The 14,142-nt window shown below is 71.3% G+C and carries 15 protein-coding genes and 1 riboswitch; of the genes, 8 read left to right on the forward strand and 7 right to left on the reverse strand.

Features of this window, described 5'->3' with window-relative positions; all coding sequences use genetic code 11:
• Positions 1 to 184 precede the first annotated feature (184 nt).
• The gene (locus AB0D45_RS01725) at positions 185 to 1,297 is read left to right on the forward strand and encodes a glycosyltransferase (protein WP_362454833.1); all 1,113 of its coding nucleotides are present in this window, start codon (positions 185 to 187) and stop codon (positions 1,295 to 1,297) included.
• Positions 1,298 to 1,418: 121 nt separating this feature from the next.
• On the opposite strand, the gene thiC is transcribed toward AB0D45_RS01725, so the two are convergent.
• A complete protein-coding gene (thiC, locus tag AB0D45_RS01730) occupies positions 1,419 to 3,206 on the reverse strand; it encodes a phosphomethylpyrimidine synthase ThiC (RefSeq protein WP_361595621.1) in 1,788 nt (595 codons plus the stop codon).
• Positions 3,201 to 3,345: riboswitch (TPP riboswitch) on the reverse strand. (Overlaps the previous gene by 6 nt.)
• 39 nt (positions 3,346 to 3,384) lie before the next feature.
• Here thiC and AB0D45_RS01735 point away from each other — a divergent pair.
• Positions 3,385 to 4,818, forward strand: coding sequence for a YibE/F family protein (locus AB0D45_RS01735; RefSeq protein ID WP_362454834.1), 1,434 nt, complete (start codon positions 3,385 to 3,387; stop codon positions 4,816 to 4,818).
• 66 nt (positions 4,819 to 4,884) lie between these two features.
• On the opposite strand, the gene AB0D45_RS01740 is transcribed toward AB0D45_RS01735, so the two are convergent.
• The 4 genes from AB0D45_RS01740 to AB0D45_RS01755 form a co-directional block, all read right to left on the reverse strand.
• On the reverse strand, positions 4,885 to 5,334 hold the full coding sequence (locus AB0D45_RS01740) for an SsgA family sporulation/cell division regulator (RefSeq protein ID WP_362454835.1): 450 nt from the start codon (positions 5,332 to 5,334) through the stop codon (positions 4,885 to 4,887).
• Between the two features lie 96 nt (positions 5,335 to 5,430).
• Positions 5,431 to 6,177, reverse strand: coding sequence for a helix-turn-helix domain-containing protein (locus AB0D45_RS01745; RefSeq protein WP_362454836.1), 747 nt, complete (start codon positions 6,175 to 6,177; stop codon positions 5,431 to 5,433).
• Between the two features lie 356 nt (positions 6,178 to 6,533).
• On the reverse strand, positions 6,534 to 6,752 hold the full coding sequence (locus AB0D45_RS01750; RefSeq protein WP_361595873.1) for a DUF5326 family protein: 219 nt from the start codon (positions 6,750 to 6,752) through the stop codon (positions 6,534 to 6,536).
• Between the two features lie 204 nt (positions 6,753 to 6,956).
• Entirely contained in the window at positions 6,957 to 7,274 is a 318-nt protein-coding gene (locus tag AB0D45_RS01755; RefSeq protein WP_361595633.1) for a cupin domain-containing protein, read from the reverse strand.
• Positions 7,275 to 7,365: 91 nt separating this feature from the next.
• On the opposite strand from AB0D45_RS01755, the gene AB0D45_RS01760 reads away from it, so the two are divergent.
• The 4 genes from AB0D45_RS01760 to AB0D45_RS01775 all read left to right on the forward strand — a co-directional run bounded on the left by AB0D45_RS01760 (position 7,366) and on the right by AB0D45_RS01775 (position 10,582).
• Positions 7,366 to 7,746, forward strand: coding sequence for a phage holin family protein (locus tag AB0D45_RS01760; protein WP_361595636.1), 381 nt, complete (start codon positions 7,366 to 7,368; stop codon positions 7,744 to 7,746).
• A gap of 50 nt (positions 7,747 to 7,796) precedes the next feature.
• The gene (locus AB0D45_RS01765; protein WP_362454837.1) at positions 7,797 to 8,969 is read left to right on the forward strand and encodes a cystathionine gamma-lyase; all 1,173 of its coding nucleotides are present in this window, start codon (positions 7,797 to 7,799) and stop codon (positions 8,967 to 8,969) included.
• Between the two features lie 175 nt (positions 8,970 to 9,144).
• Positions 9,145 to 10,041 carry a LysR family transcriptional regulator gene (locus tag AB0D45_RS01770; protein ID WP_362454838.1) on the forward strand — a complete coding sequence of 299 codons (897 nt, stop codon included), beginning with the start codon at positions 9,145 to 9,147 and terminating at the stop codon, positions 10,039 to 10,041.
• Between the two features lie 61 nt (positions 10,042 to 10,102).
• Positions 10,103 to 10,582, forward strand: a complete 480-nt coding sequence (locus AB0D45_RS01775; protein ID WP_361595645.1) for an NUDIX hydrolase — start codon at positions 10,103 to 10,105, stop codon at positions 10,580 to 10,582.
• Positions 10,583 to 10,619: 37 nt separating this feature from the next.
• Here AB0D45_RS01775 and AB0D45_RS01780 read toward each other — a convergent pair whose 3' ends face one another.
• Both AB0D45_RS01780 and AB0D45_RS01785 read right to left on the reverse strand, forming a co-directional pair.
• Positions 10,620 to 11,825 carry a globin domain-containing protein gene (locus AB0D45_RS01780; RefSeq protein WP_362454839.1) on the reverse strand — a complete coding sequence of 402 codons (1,206 nt, stop codon included), beginning with the start codon at positions 11,823 to 11,825 and terminating at the stop codon, positions 10,620 to 10,622.
• A gap of 120 nt (positions 11,826 to 11,945) precedes the next feature.
• Positions 11,946 to 12,596, reverse strand: a complete 651-nt coding sequence (locus AB0D45_RS01785) for a haloacid dehalogenase-like hydrolase (protein WP_362454840.1) — start codon at positions 12,594 to 12,596, stop codon at positions 11,946 to 11,948.
• Positions 12,597 to 12,735: 139 nt separating this feature from the next.
• Here AB0D45_RS01785 and AB0D45_RS01790 point away from each other — a divergent pair, with 139 nt between their 5' ends.
• Entirely contained in the window at positions 12,736 to 13,641 is a 906-nt protein-coding gene (locus tag AB0D45_RS01790; protein ID WP_362454841.1) for a GNAT family N-acetyltransferase, read from the forward strand.
• 18 nt (positions 13,642 to 13,659) lie between these two features.
• Positions 13,660 to 14,124, forward strand: coding sequence for a GNAT family N-acetyltransferase (locus tag AB0D45_RS01795; protein WP_362454842.1), 465 nt, complete (start codon positions 13,660 to 13,662; stop codon positions 14,122 to 14,124).
• Positions 14,125 to 14,142 lie beyond the last annotated feature (18 nt).

The raw sequence follows: 14,142 nt of genomic DNA on the forward strand, positions 1-14,142 counted from the left end.
CTGGGAGCCCGACGTCAACACATCGGCCTAGCAGACCCCCGCCCCGTGGGTGGCGTCACAGCCGCATCCGCAGTAGTGCTCTCGGCGAGTCGTGGACAACCGCACCGAAGCGCTCACTACGGTCACGAGCCGACACCGGCCTGGCCGTCCCCCGGGGGCGGCCCGCACACCGTGGACGGGACCTTTGAGCGCAACAGTCTGCCTGAACATGATCGTCAAGAACGAGGCTCCGACCATCCGGAAGTGCCTGGAGTCGGTGCGCCCCCTGATCGACACCTGGGTGATCGTGGACACCGGGTCGACGGACGGCACCCAGGACGTCATCCGGGAGTGCTTCGGCGATCTGCCCGGCACCCTGTACGAGCGCCCGTGGAAGGGCTTCGACGGCAGCCGCACGGAGGCCATCGAACTCGCCCGCTCCACGGCCGACTACCTGCTGTTCATCGACGCGGACGACGAGATGCGGGTGGAGCCCGGCTTCCGCATGCCGGACCTGACGCACGACGCGTACAAGCTGGCGGTCCACCACGGCCCGGTCATCCACTACCGTCCGTCGCTCGTCTCGACCCGGCTGCCCTGGCGCTACGTCGGCGTGCTGCACGAGTACCTCGACTGCGGACGAGAGCACAGCCAGGAGGTGCTCGAAGGGGTCAGCATGCTCATCGTCGGCGGAGGGGCCCGCCTGCGGGAGGGCGGCGAGCGGGCGAAGTACCTGCGCGACGCGAAGATCCTCGAAGAGGGGCTCGCCAAGGAGCCCGGCAACCCCCGGTACGCGTTCTACCTGGCCCAGAGCTGGCGCGACGCCGGCGAGCCGGAGAAGTCGCTCGCCGCCTACGACCACCGCGTCGCCATGGGCGGCTGGGTCGAGGAGACGTACTGCGCCCGGGTCTACGCCGCACGGATCGCCTCGGAGCTGGGACGGCCGCCGGCCGAGGTGATGGACCGCTACCTGCGCGCCCACGAGAGCCGCCCCACGCGCGCCGAGGCGCTCGGCGACCTCGCCCGCCTCTGCCGCGTCGAACAGCGGTGGCCGCTGGCCTACCTGTTCGCCCGGCAGGCGGTGCGGATCCCGTACCCGGACGACATCCTGTTCGTCGAGTACGCCTGGCACGACTGGCGCGCGCTCGACGAACTCGCCATCGCGGCCTACTGGACCGGCGCGTACCAGGAATCGCTGGACTGCTGCGAGCGTCTCCTCGGGGAGGGCAAACTCCCCGACGAGCAGCGCGAACGGGTCCTCGCCAACCGCGAGTTCGCCCGCCGCGGGCTGGGGGCGGGGTACGGCGTGGTGGCCTGAACCGCCCGCGGCCGGCGGACCCGCGCCGCCACCGCACCGGGCCGGCCCGCGACTCCCCCCATGAGGTCGCGGGCCGGCCCGTGTCCGGGTCCGGGGCCCGGATCGGTGTCCGGTCCCGGGGTCAGTCGGCCAGCGGCAGGTAGACCCGGTTGCCCGAGGCCGCGAACTCGGCGGACTTCTCCGCCATGCCCGCCTCGATCTCGTCGGCCTTCAGGTCACCGCCGTGCTCGCGGCGGATGTCCTGCGAGATCTTCATCGAGCAGAACTTCGGACCGCACATGGAGCAGAAGTGCGCGGTCTTGGCCGGCTCCGCGGGGAGGGTCTCGTCGTGGAACTCGCGGGCCGTGTCCGGGTCGAGGGCCAGGTTGAACTGGTCCTCCCAGCGGAACTCGAAGCGCGCGTCCGACAGGGCGTCGTCCCACTCCTGGGCACCGGGGTGGCCCTTGGCCAGGTCCGCCGCGTGTGCCGCGATCTTGTACGTGATGACGCCGGTCTTCACGTCGTCCCGGTTCGGCAGGCCCAGGTGCTCCTTGGGCGTGACGTAGCAGAGCATCGCCGTGCCCCACCAGGCGATCATCGCGGCGCCGATGCCCGAGGTGATGTGGTCGTACGCGGGCGCGACGTCCGTGGTCAGCGGGCCGAGCGTGTAGAACGGCGCCTCCTCGCAGATCTCCTGCTGGAGGTCGATGTTCTCCTTGATCTTGTGCATCGGGACGTGGCCCGGGCCCTCGATCATGGTCTGCACGTTGTGGCGCTTGGCGATGGTGTTCAGCTCGCCCAGCGTCTTCAGCTCGGCGAACTGCGCCGCGTCGTTGGCGTCCGCGATGGAGCCGGGGCGCAGGCCGTCACCCAGCGAGTAGGTGACGTCGTACGCCGCGAGGATCTCGCAGAGCTCCTCGAAGTTCGTGTAGAGGAAGTTCTCCTTGTGGTGCGCCAGGCACCAGGCGGCCATGATCGAGCCGCCGCGCGAGACGATGCCGGTCTTGCGGCGGGCGGTCAGCGGCACGTAGGGGAGCAGCACGCCGGCGTGGACGGTCATGTAGTCGACGCCCTGCTCGGCCTGCTCGATGACCGTGTCCTTGTAGATCTCCCAGGTCAGGTCCTCGGCCCTGCCGTCGACCTTCTCCAGCGCCTGGTAGAGCGGCACGGTGCCGATCGGCACGGGGGAGTTGCGCAGGACCCACTCGCGGGTGGTGTGGATGTTGCGGCCCGTGGAGAGGTCCATGACCGTGTCGGCGCCCCACTTGGTCGCCCAGGTCATCTTGTCGACCTCCTCCTCGATGGAGGAGGTGACGGCGGAGTTGCCGATGTTGGCGTTGACCTTCACCAGGAACTTCTTGCCGATGATCATCGGCTCGATCTCCGGGTGGTTCACGTTCGCCGGGAGCACCGCGCGGCCGGCGGCGATCTCCTCGCGCACGACCTCCGGGGAGACGTTCTCGCGGATCGCCACGTACTCCATCTCCGGGGTGACCTCGCCCCGGCGGGCGTACGCGAGCTGCGTGACGGCGGCGCCTCCACGGCCCCTGCGGGGCTGGCGCGGACGGCCCGGGAAGACCGCGTCGAGGTTCTTGAGGCCCCCGCGCGGGGAGGTGTGCTTGATGCCGTCGTCCTCGGGGCGGACCGGGCGGCCCGCGTACTCCTCGGTGTCCCCGCGGCCGATGATCCAGTTCTCGCGCAGCGGGGGCAGGCCCCGGCGCACGTCGGTCTCGATCTGCGGGTCGGTGTACGGCCCGGACGTGTCGTAGAGCGTGACGTCCTTGCCGTTGGTGAGGTGGACCTGGCGGACCGGCACCCGGATGTCCGGGCGGGAGCCCGCCAGGTATCCCTTGTGCCAGCCGGGCTGGCGCTCGGTCTGGCCGTCGGCGTCCTGGCTGACGGCAGGCGTGCGTGCGTCCTGAATGGTCATGAGACCTGATCTCCCTACGCCGGCATTACCCGGTAACAGGTTCGGCGGTCGACGCAGCCTCCTCCCGTACGCATTCTCCTGCGCGTACGGTGATCAGCGCCCTCTCAGCCCGGTGCTCCGAGCTCCCGCGTTGTGCAAAGTAGCCCCCACGTTAGCGTCGTGTGTGGCGTGCTGAACAGTGGGCCCCCTCATCTCTTGCGATGATCTGCCGGTGACGACCTCGCCGCAGCCTCCCCACGAGCCCACAGATCCCTCGGGCCACACCGGCCACGGGCATGCGTCCCACCGGCACGCGGCCGACTCCTCCCACGGGCATTCCCACGGCCACGGCCCGGCGGCTCCGGTCTCCAAGCACCTGCGCAAGGTGATCGCCGCCGTACTGATCCCCTTCGCCGCAGCCGTGTTCGTCGGCATGGCCGTGCTCTGGCCCGGCGGCGCCCCCGCCCACGAACGCACCGGGGTGGGCTTCGACCGGCAGACGCAGCAGGGCAAGGTCGTCGCTCTCGCGAAGGTCGACTGCAAATCGGTCAACGCCTCGCAGGTCCCCCCCACCGGCGACACCTCCACCCCCGAGGGGCGCGAGGCGCAGGCCGCCCGGACCGGCGAGTGCAAGAAGGCCACCGTCGAGGTCACCAGCGGACCGGAGCAGGGACGCGCCTTCTTCGAGATCGTCCAGCCGGGTGCGCCACGGCAGTTGGAGAAGGGCCAGGAGGTGGTGGTCGCCTACGCGCCGGACGCGCCGCGGGACCTCCAGTACTCGGTGATCGACCTGAACCGGAAGCTCCCGCTGGCCCTGCTGGCCGGCATCTTCGCCGTCGCGGTCGTCGTGGTGGGCCGGATGCGCGGACTGTTCGCCCTCATCGCGCTCGTCGTCAGCTTCGGCGTCCTGACGCTCTTCATCCTCCCGGCGATCCTCCAGGGCTCGAACCCCTTGCTCGTCGCCGTCATCGGCGCGAGCGCGATCATGCTGATCGCGCTCTACATGTGCCACGGGCTGACGGCGAGGACCTCCGTGGCGGTCCTCGGCACACTGGTCTCGCTGCTGCTGATCGGGCTGCTGGGCTCGGTGTTCATCGGCCGGGCGTTCCTGAGCGGCAACACGGACGACAACACCGGTCTCATCCACGGGCTCTACCCGGACATCGACATGAGCGGCCTGCTGCTCGCAGGCGTGATCATCGGATCGCTGGGCGTGCTCGACGACGTGACCGTCACCCAGACGTCGGCCGTATGGGAACTCCACCAGGCGGACCCGGACATGGGCCCGCGCGCCCTGTACCGGGCGGCCATCCGGATCGGCCGCGACCACATCGCGTCGGTGGTCAACACCCTCGTGCTGGCGTACGCCGGCGCCGCGCTGCCCTTGCTGCTGCTGTTCTCGATCGCCGACAGCAGCATGGGCACGGTGGCCAACAGCGAGCTGGTCGCGGAGGAGATCGTTCGCACCCTCGTGGGCTCCATCGGGCTCGTGGCCTCGGTGCCCGTGACCACGGCGCTGGCTGCGCTGGTGGTCTCGGCCGACCGGCCGGCGGGCGCGGGCGGCGCCGGGGCCTCCGGGGCGGCCGCGGGGCCGGCCCGCGGCGGCCGGGGCCGGCGGCGGCGCAAGCGCTGAAGGGCGGGCTGCCGGGGGGGGTGACGGTGACGGTGACGCCGCGCGGCCCCCGCCCCGTCGCGCTCGTCAGCCCGCGTTGCGCTCGTTCTGCTGTGAGTCGGCGAGGATCTTGTCGAGCGCCTGGTCGAGGCTCTCCTCGAAGTCGCCGAGGTTGCGCTCCTGACCGAGCGGAACGATCCGGTCGGTCCGGTCCAGGAACGCGACGAGCGGTGCGGCGCCGGCCCGGAACAGGGCTCGGTCCGCCGCGACCTGGAGCCGGATGTGGACGTCGGACAGCTCCTCCGGACCGGCGGGCGCGATGTGCACGTCGCCGTCACCGCAGGGCTTGTTGATGCCGTCGAGGAGCAGCTCCCGGCCGAACGCCCAGGTGACGGGCGCGTCTCCGGGAAGGTGGAAGGTGAGGCGTACCGCGTAGGGGTCCCCGGCGTCGTACCGGAGTTCCACCGGGATCCGGAACGCGAGCTCCTCGGAAACGAGGAAGCTCATCATGACCTCTGCCTGTACCGACTCGCGCATTGCCTACCCCGCTGTTGTGGAAGTGGCCGGAATGATCCCCCAGTGCCCCCTTGACAAGGGTGGTGGAAGCCCAAGCAGATCACAAGGAGTGAGTTTTCAGATACTGATAGAGAACGAGAGGGTGCTCAACAGCGCGCCTACTTCACTCCGTAGCCGTTCGATCACAGAGGGCAATCGGGCTTCCTGGTGCACGGGTAGGGAAATGGCCATGGTCGCCGCGGCGTCGCCGGCCGTGATGGGGATGGCCGCGCACACCGTGCCGAGGGCGTATTCCTGACGCTCGGTCACGGGCTGCATGCGCCCCAGGGAGCCGATCCGCTGCTCCAGTGCGTGCACGTCCCGCACGGTGTACGGCGTGATGCTCTCGACCGGGTGCCGGTCGTAGTGGTCCCTGCGGGTCTTCTCGTCGAGCTGGCCGAGCAGGCACTGGCCGATGGCGTGGGCATGGCCGGTCGCGCGGAAGTCCGCCCATTCCTCGCAGGCCGGATGGGCGGGGGTGTCCGAGACGCCTACGACTTCGATTTCACCCTCGCGGTACACCGCGAAGTAGACGGGGGCCCCGACCACCTCCCGGAAGTGCGCGAGCGAGTCGAGGATCATGCTGCGACGTTTCTGCTGAAGTCCGCCGCCCGCAAGCCGGCCGGCCGCGTCGCCGAGGACGAAGACACCGCTCTCGCGGCGCAGATAGCCCTCGTGCGTGAGGGTGCGGAGCAGGTGGTACGCGGTGGGGAGCGGGAGCCCGGCTTCGCGCGCCAGCTGTTTCGCCGGGGCTCCCCCACTATGGGAACCCGCCGCTTCGAGGAGTCTCAACGCCCGCTGCACCGAACCGATCAGGGTCGGCACACCGGCATTGGGAATCGATGACAAAGCTCACCCCCAGCCGTGGCGACGGGCCTTGGGGGGACCCGCCCTGCGGGGGCCGCCCCCGCGTGTGCCGTCGCTCCCGGGGGTCGTGCTCAGCGGCTGCTTCGACGCGACCGCCTGTGGAGGGCGGAGGTACCTGCTGTCGGCGCCCGGGGATCGGCACGGATTGCCACTGTATCCACCCGGTCCCGGCACACGGGCGGTCCGGCCGGGCCCGTTCCCCCGCCTGGGTTAATCCCCTTACCCGTTGGGGTCGGGACCCGTGGCGGTCCGGGGCCCGGGGGGGTCCAGGACGTGTGGGGTCCGGGGCGCCTGGGGTGGGCAGGGCCGCGTTCCTACCACTCGCCGGAGGAAGCCTTCGACCCGCTGCCGGTGAACTTCTTGACCGCGAAGACCACGGCGCCGACCAGGGCGACGAAGAGGAGCAGCTTGAAGGCGAAGGAGATCAGCGCGCCGAGGATGGAGGTGATCACCCCGCCGAAAACGAGGAGCGCCAGCAGCGGGACGGCGACCCACTTGACCCACCAGGGCATACCCGCGAACACCGCTCGGATCCCGTCCATGTTCCTACCTCTTCCTCGTCCGTGACCCCGTGCGCGCGACGCCGTGCGTACGCGTGTCCGGGAGCCCCCATGTCCGTTTCTTCCTCGCTCCGATGCTAGGAGGCGGCGGCTCCGCACGGGGGGCCGCCGGCCCCCGGAACCCCCTGACCCGCCCCCTAGGGGGATCGGGGGCGGGACCCTCGGACCGGGGCCGGCTCAGCTCTCCGGCGGGGAGAACACCACCATCACCTTCAGGGGTTCGGTGATGTGGTGGAACTTGTGCGGTACCCCCGCCGGGACGTAGACGACACTGCCGTTGGCCACCACCGTCGTCTCCTCGCCGACGGTGATCGAGGCCCTGCCGCTCACCACGAAGTACACCTCGTCCTGGCGGTGCGGCTGCTGCGGGTCGCTCTGCCCGGCGTCGAGCGCGTAGAGCCCGACCGACATGTTCCGCTCCCGCAGGAACTGCAGATAGGCGCCGTCGTTGGCGGCGCGCTCCGCCTCGAGCTCATCCAGCCGGAAGGCCTTCATCTTCGCTGTGCCCCTCGCTCTTGCCACTCGTGCACGAGATCCGCTGATCTGCCGATGCCCGGCCCGGATCTTCTCTGCCACGATCAGACACATGACGAATTTCGTAGTCAAGACGCTCGCCAACGCGGCGGCCCTGGCCGTCGCCATCTGGCTGCTCTCCGGCATCACGCTCGACGACGGCAGCAGCACGGGCCGCCGCGCCCTGACGCTGATCCTGGTGGCTCTGGTCTTCGGCCTGGTCAACTTCCTCGTCAAGCCGGTGGTGAAGCTGCTCTCGTTCCCGCTGTTCATCCTCACCCTGGGCCTGTTCACCCTCGTCGTGAACGCCCTGATGCTGCTGCTGACCTCCTGGCTGGCCGAGCAGTTCGACCTGAGCTTCCATGTGGAGGGCTTCTGGACCGCCGTCCTCGGCGGCCTGATCATCTCCGTCGTCTCCTGGGCCGTGAACCTGGCCCTGCCCGACAAGAACTGAGCCGTCCACCCGCGCACCCCGGGCCCGGCAGACGAGAAGGAGCACCCCGCGTGAACGAGCACACCGCCGGCGACACGGCCGCGGTCCCGTCCGAGCAGTACGGCGACGGCACCCGGGCCGTGCGCGCCGGGCTTCCCGAGCCCGTCAAGAACGAGCCCCCGCTGCCCGGCCCGGTCTTCGCCGCCCACTTCCACCTCCCCGGCGAGGTCGAGGGCCCGTACACCTACGGCCGCGACACCAACCCCACCTGGACCCTGCTGGAACGGGCCATCACCGAACTGGAGGCCCCGGGCCGGGAGGGGGCCGAGACCGTCGTCTTCGCCTCGGGCATGGCGGCCGTCTCCGCCGTCCTCCTGTCGCAGGCCCGTACCGGCGACACCGTCGTCCTACCGTCCGACGGCTACCAGGCCCTGCCCCTGGTACGCGAACAGCTGGAGGCGTACGGAGTGCGGGTGCGCACCGCGCCGACCGGCGAGGACGCCCAGCTCGGCGTCCTCGACGGGGCCCGGCTGCTGTGGATCGAGACACCGTCCAACCCGGGGCTCGACGTGTGCGACGTACGCCGCCTCGTGCGGGCCGCCCACACCGGGGGCACCCTCGTCGCCGTCGACAACACCCTGGCGACCCCGCTCGGGCAGCGCCCCCTGGAACTCGGCGCGGACTTCTCCGTCGCCAGCGGGACCAAGGGGCTCACCGGCCACGGGGACCTGCTGCTCGGCTACGTCGTCTGCCGCGGCCCCGAGCAGGCCGCGGCCGTCCGTCGCTGGCGCAAGATCGTCGGAGCGATCCCGGGGCCCATGGAGGCCTGGCTCGCCCACCGCTCCCTGGCCACCCTCCAGCTGCGGGCCGGACGCCAGTGGGGCAACGCCCTGGCCGTGGCCGAGGCGCTGGCCGACCGGGCCGAGGTCACCGGGCTGCGCTACCCGGGGCTCGCCTCGGACCCCTCGCACAAGACGGCCGCCCGGCAGATGCACGGGTTCGGCTCGGTCGTCTCCTTCACCCTGCCGGACCGGGCGCACGCGGAGCGCTTCATGACCGCCCTGCACCTGGTCGAGGACGCCACGAGCTTCGGCGGAGTCCGGTCCACCGCCGAGCGGCGCGGACGCTGGGGCGGCGACGCCGTGCCGGAGGGCTTCATCCGCTTCTCCGCCGGGGCCGAGGACCCCGAGGACCTGGTCGCGGACGTGCTCCGGGCCCTGGATTCCGCCGCCGCCGGGGCCTGAACGCGCAGGAGGGGAAAGCGGTCCGAGCCTCCCCCCTGGTGGCTCGGACCGCCCCGGTACCCCGTGGGGACCACGCCGACAAGGCTAGTTGACTCAGCGTCAGAGTCCAATCACGGTAACGACAGGGGCCTATCGGCATATTTATAGTTGAAGGCCCCCACCGAGAGGGGCCGCCATGGACCTGGCCCTGCTGCGCACCTTCGTCGCCGTGCACCGGGCCGGCTCGTTCACCCGGGCCGCCACGCTCCTCGGGCTGTCCCAGCCCGCCGTCACCTCGCAGATCCGCACCCTGGAGCGACAGCTCGGGCGGCCCCTGTTCCACCGGCGCGCCCGCGGCGTCACCCCCACCGCGGTCGGCGACGAGCTGGCCCACAAGGCCGCCCCGCACCTCGACGCCCTGCTCCGGATCGCCGAGACCGAGCGGGAGGCCGCCGGCACCCTGCGGACCCTGCACCTCGCCGGTCCTCCCGAATTCCTGTGCCTGCGCGTGCTGCCCGCCCTCGCACCGCTGGTCGGCCAGGGGCAGACGCTGCGCACCGCCCTCGTGCCCGGCGCCGAGGAGAACCTCGCCGGGCTGGCCGCCGGACAGCACGACCTGGTCGTCACCACCGCCCGTCCGCGCGGCGGCCCCTTCACCGCGAGCGCCCTCTGCGACGAGGAGCAGGTGCTGGTCGCCGCCCCGTACTGGGCCGCCCTGGCCGACCCGGCCGGGCTCAGCGCCTCGGGCCCGGCGGCACTGGAGGGGATCCCGGTGGTCGAGGTGCACGAGAGCCTGCCGCTGGTCACCCGCTACTGGGCCGCCGTCTTCGACTCCGTGCCCGATGCCGCCGCCACCGTCGTGGCCCCCGACCTGCGGGCCGTGCTGGAATGCGTCCGGGCGGGGGCGGGACTCGCCGTCCTGCCGCGCTACTTGTGCCAGGACTCCCTCGACCGCGGTGAGGTCGTCGCCCTGCTGGAGCCCGCCGTGCCCCCGCTGCGCACGTGGTTCCTCGTCGTCCGGGCCGGCAGCCTGGCCCTGGCCCACCTCGCCCGGGCCCACGAGCGCCTGGTGCGCGCCGCCGCGCACTGGTGAGCCCCTTGGGTTCCGGACGATGGCGCGTTTCAGATGCGCGGGCGCGGGCCACTCTTCACCCATGACCGAACGTCCCGTCGTCAAACGCACCGCCCGCGCGATCCTGCTCGACGGTGACGCCCTGATCCTCATCAAGCGCACCAAGCCCGGCGTCGATCCGTACTGGGTCACCCCGGGCGGCGGCGTGGAAGCGTCGGACAGCACGGTCGTCGAGGCGCTCCACAGAGAACTCCACGAGGAACTCGGCGCCAAGATCACCGACGTGGTGCCCTGTTTCGTGGACACGGTCGAGCACATCGGCTCCGGGGGAGTGACCGGGGTGAAGGTGCAGCACTTCTTCGTCTGCCGGCTCGCGTCGATGGACCCAGGCCTGCGGCACGGCCCCGAGGTCGACGACCCGCAGGGCGAGTACGAGATCGTCCGCGTGCCCTTCAGCCGCGTCGGCATCGCCGCCGTCCACCTCGTCCCGCTCTCCCTGCGCCATTACCTCGACGGCAACATCGAGGGGGTGCGCGCCATGCACGCCCCCGACCTGGGCTGACGGCCCTGCGGGCCGGGGATGGCGGGCCGGGCCGGTCTCAGCCGGCCACGCCCGCCAGCTCCTCCAGCGCGTCGTAGCGGATGCGCTCCCCGGGGATCCCGATCCGCTTGAGCGCGTCGACACCGCTGCGGATCATCGCCGGCGGCCCCGAGATGAAGGCGTCGTACGAGCTCCAGGGCCCGTTCTCACCGACCGCCTGCGGCAGCTGCCCGGCCAGCCCCTCCCCGATCACCGGGCGGACCGACAGCCACGGGTGGGACCGCTGCAAGCCCAGCAGGGTGTCCTTGTCGTAGAGGTCGTTGTCACTGCGCGCCCCGAAGAAGACCTCCATCGGACGCCGCTCCCCGTGTTCCGCCACGTCCTCGATCAGCGCCTTGATCGGGGCGATGCCGGTGCCACCGCCCAGACACAGCATCCCGTTGTCGGTGCTGTGGTCCACCACCATCGAGCCGGCCGGCGGTCCCAGCCTCAGGACGTCGCCCGGGCGGGCGTGCCGCACCAGGGCGTTGGAGACCCAGCCGGCCGGGACGGCCTTCACGTGGAAGGACAGCAGCCCGTCCGCGCGGGGCGCCGAAGCGAAGGAGTAGTGCCGCCAGACCCGCGGCCACCACGGGGTCTCCAGGCTCGTGTACTGGCCCGCGAGGAACGGGTACGGCTGGTCGGGGCGGACCGTCAGCACGGCGATGTCCGGGGTGCGCAGGTCGTGCGAGACCACCTCCGCGTGCCACCAGGCCGGTGCGCGGGCCTCGTCCTCCGCCGCCGCGTCGATCATCGTCTGCGAGATGGTGGTGTACGCGCGCACCCAGGCCGCCTCGGTCTCCGGGCCCCAGGACATCTCCGCGTACCGGGCCAGCGCGCCGAGCAGGGCCTCTCCGACCACCGGGTAATGGGTGGGGAGGGTGCCGTACTTGCGGTGCCCGGCTCCGAGCCGGCGCAGGTACGGGGTCAGTACGGCCGGGTCGTCGATGTGCTCGGCGGCGGTCAGCAGGGCCTTCAGCAGCCGGTCGCGCTGGGCGTCCATGGCGACGGGGAACATCTCACGGACCTCGGGGTGCCGCGTGAAGACGAGGGCGTAGAAGTAGGAGGTCACCTTGTCCGCGACGGGTGCGATCTCCGCGAGGGTACGGCGGATGAGCACGGCGTCCGGGGACGGCTCGATCGCACCGCCCCCGGAGGGTATCCGGCCCGTCGGTCTGGCCGATCTGGTGGGCGGAGCGTCCATGCGGTGCCTCGCTTCGAACATCTCGGTCGGGTCTGGTACGCCACGGCCTCGGATCCGTGGCTCCGGGTTCCACAGCGTGCCACCCGGCCGGAAGCTCTGCGGGGGAATGGAAAAAACGGAGTTTCGAACCCCCTTTTCCCCCTAGGATGCCTCGACTCCCGAACGTGCCCCGCCCACGAGCTGGTATGCCTCCCGGAGGTCCCGGCCCTCGTAGACGTACGTGGCCCGCGCCGCCAGGTAGGGCCGGGCGTTCACCGCGACCGAACGCGGCACCGCCTCGAAGAGCATCGAATCGGTCCTGGAGTCCCCGTACGCGACGCAGTCGGCCCGGCCCACTCCGAACTGCGCGCACAACCGGTCCGCGATGTCCACCTTGCGCTCGGGCGTCAGGATCCCGGTGACGTCGACGGGCTGGGTGAAGGGGACCGTCGGGTAGACCGATCCGTGAGCGGCGTGCGCGCCCCACTCCAGCAGCAGCTCCACGAAGAAGGAGGGTGACAGCGAGATCACCGCGCAGTAGTCCCCGCGCTCGCGGATCTCCGTCCAGACGTCCCGGATCCCCGCCAGCCACGGTGACCCGTCGAAAGCCGCCCGGACGTGTGCGAGCGTCAGGTCGGCCCACAGCTCCCGGGCCGCCACCGAGAATTCGTGCGGACCGATCTCCTGGGCAGCGAAGGCCCGTTCCAGCTCTGCGATCTGCCGGTCGACACCGAGCTGCCGGGAGATCTCCACCGGTGCGGCCGATCCGTACATCAGGGTGCCGTCGAGGTCGAACAGGTGCAGCGAGGTCATAGCAGTTGAGGCTATGCGATGTTTCACGTGAAACACGGAGCGGCATGTTTCACGTGAAACATCGAGCGGCCCGAAACATGGAGCGGCCCGATCGTCAATTCTCTGGACTCCCCGCAAGTCGGTGATCCACTCTGGGCCGGTGACACCACCACTGCTCACCGACCTGCCGATCCGCGTACTGACCCCGGACGACCTCCGTCACTGCGCCGACCTGTCCGAGGACCGCGGCTGGCCGCGCGAGGACCACAAGTGGGGGCTGCTGCTCACCGCCGGAACCGGATACGGCATCGACGCCCCCGACGGCCGGGGGCTCGCCGCCGCCTGTGTCGTCACCCGGTACGGAGACCCCGGCGCGAAGCCCGACCTCGCCGCCATCGGGATGGTCCTGGTCGCCGACCGGTACGCCCGCAACGGCCTGGGCCGCCGCCTGATGACGCACGTGTGCGACGACATGCTCGCCGGGGTCCCGCTCACCCTGCACGCCACCCCGTACGGCCGCCCGCTCTACGAGGAGCTCGGCTTCGACACCACGGGCCGCGCGGAGATGCTCAGGGGCGCCTTCCGCCCCGAACCGGACGGCCTCCCGTCCGCTCCCGCTTCCGCCGCTGCCGGTGTCCGCGTCCGGCCGGCCACCGCCGAGGACCTCCGGGGAATCGTCCGGCTGGACACCGAGGTGTTCGGCACCGACCGGACCCACCTCCTCACCCGGCTCCCGGCCTTCACGGACAGGCTGGTCGTCGCCGAGGACGACGCCGGCACCCTCATCGGCTATGCCGCGATCTGGCCCAACATGGACACCCATGTCGTCGGCCCGCTCATCGCCCGCGACACCACCGCCGCCAAGGCCCTGGTGTCCGCCCTGGCCGCGAGCACCGAACGGGACCTGCGGACCGATGTCGACGTGCGCCACGAGGAACTCCTCGCGTGGCTGAAGGAACGCGGCCTGCGGTCCGTGGCCTTCAACGCCGTCATGACGCGCGACATCCCCGGCCTCCCCGGTGACTGGTCCCGTCGCTGGGCTCCACTCACCGTCGCCGCCGGCTGAAACGAGGACACTCCTTCCATGACCGAAGCCACCCCCGAGCTGACCATCCGGCCCGCCACCGAAGCGGACCTGCCCGACATCGTCGCCATGCTCGCCGACGACCCCCTCGGCGCCACGCGCGAATCCCCGGACGACCTGGCCCCTTACGCCGCGGCCCTGGAACGCCTGACCAACGATCCCCACCAGCACGTCGTCGTCGCCGTCCGCGGCGAGCGCGTCGTGGGCACCCTCCAGCTCACGATCGTTCCGGGCCTCTCCCGCAAGGGCGCCACCCGCTCGATCATCGAAGGAGTCCGCATCCACGCCGACGAGCGCGGCAGCGGCCTGGGGACCCTCTTCGTCGAATGGGCCGTCGAGCGGTCGCGGCAGGAGAACTGCGCGCTGGTGCAGCTCACCTCGGACGCGACCCGCACCGACGCCCACCGGTTCTACGAGCGGCTCGGTTTCACCGCCTCCCACGTGGGGTTCAAGCTCCAGCTCTGAGCGGTTCCGGCACAGGCC

This window comes from Streptomyces sp. NPDC048352, assembly GCF_040651895.1.
Classification (GTDB): Bacteria; Actinomycetota; Actinomycetes; order Streptomycetales; family Streptomycetaceae; genus Streptomyces.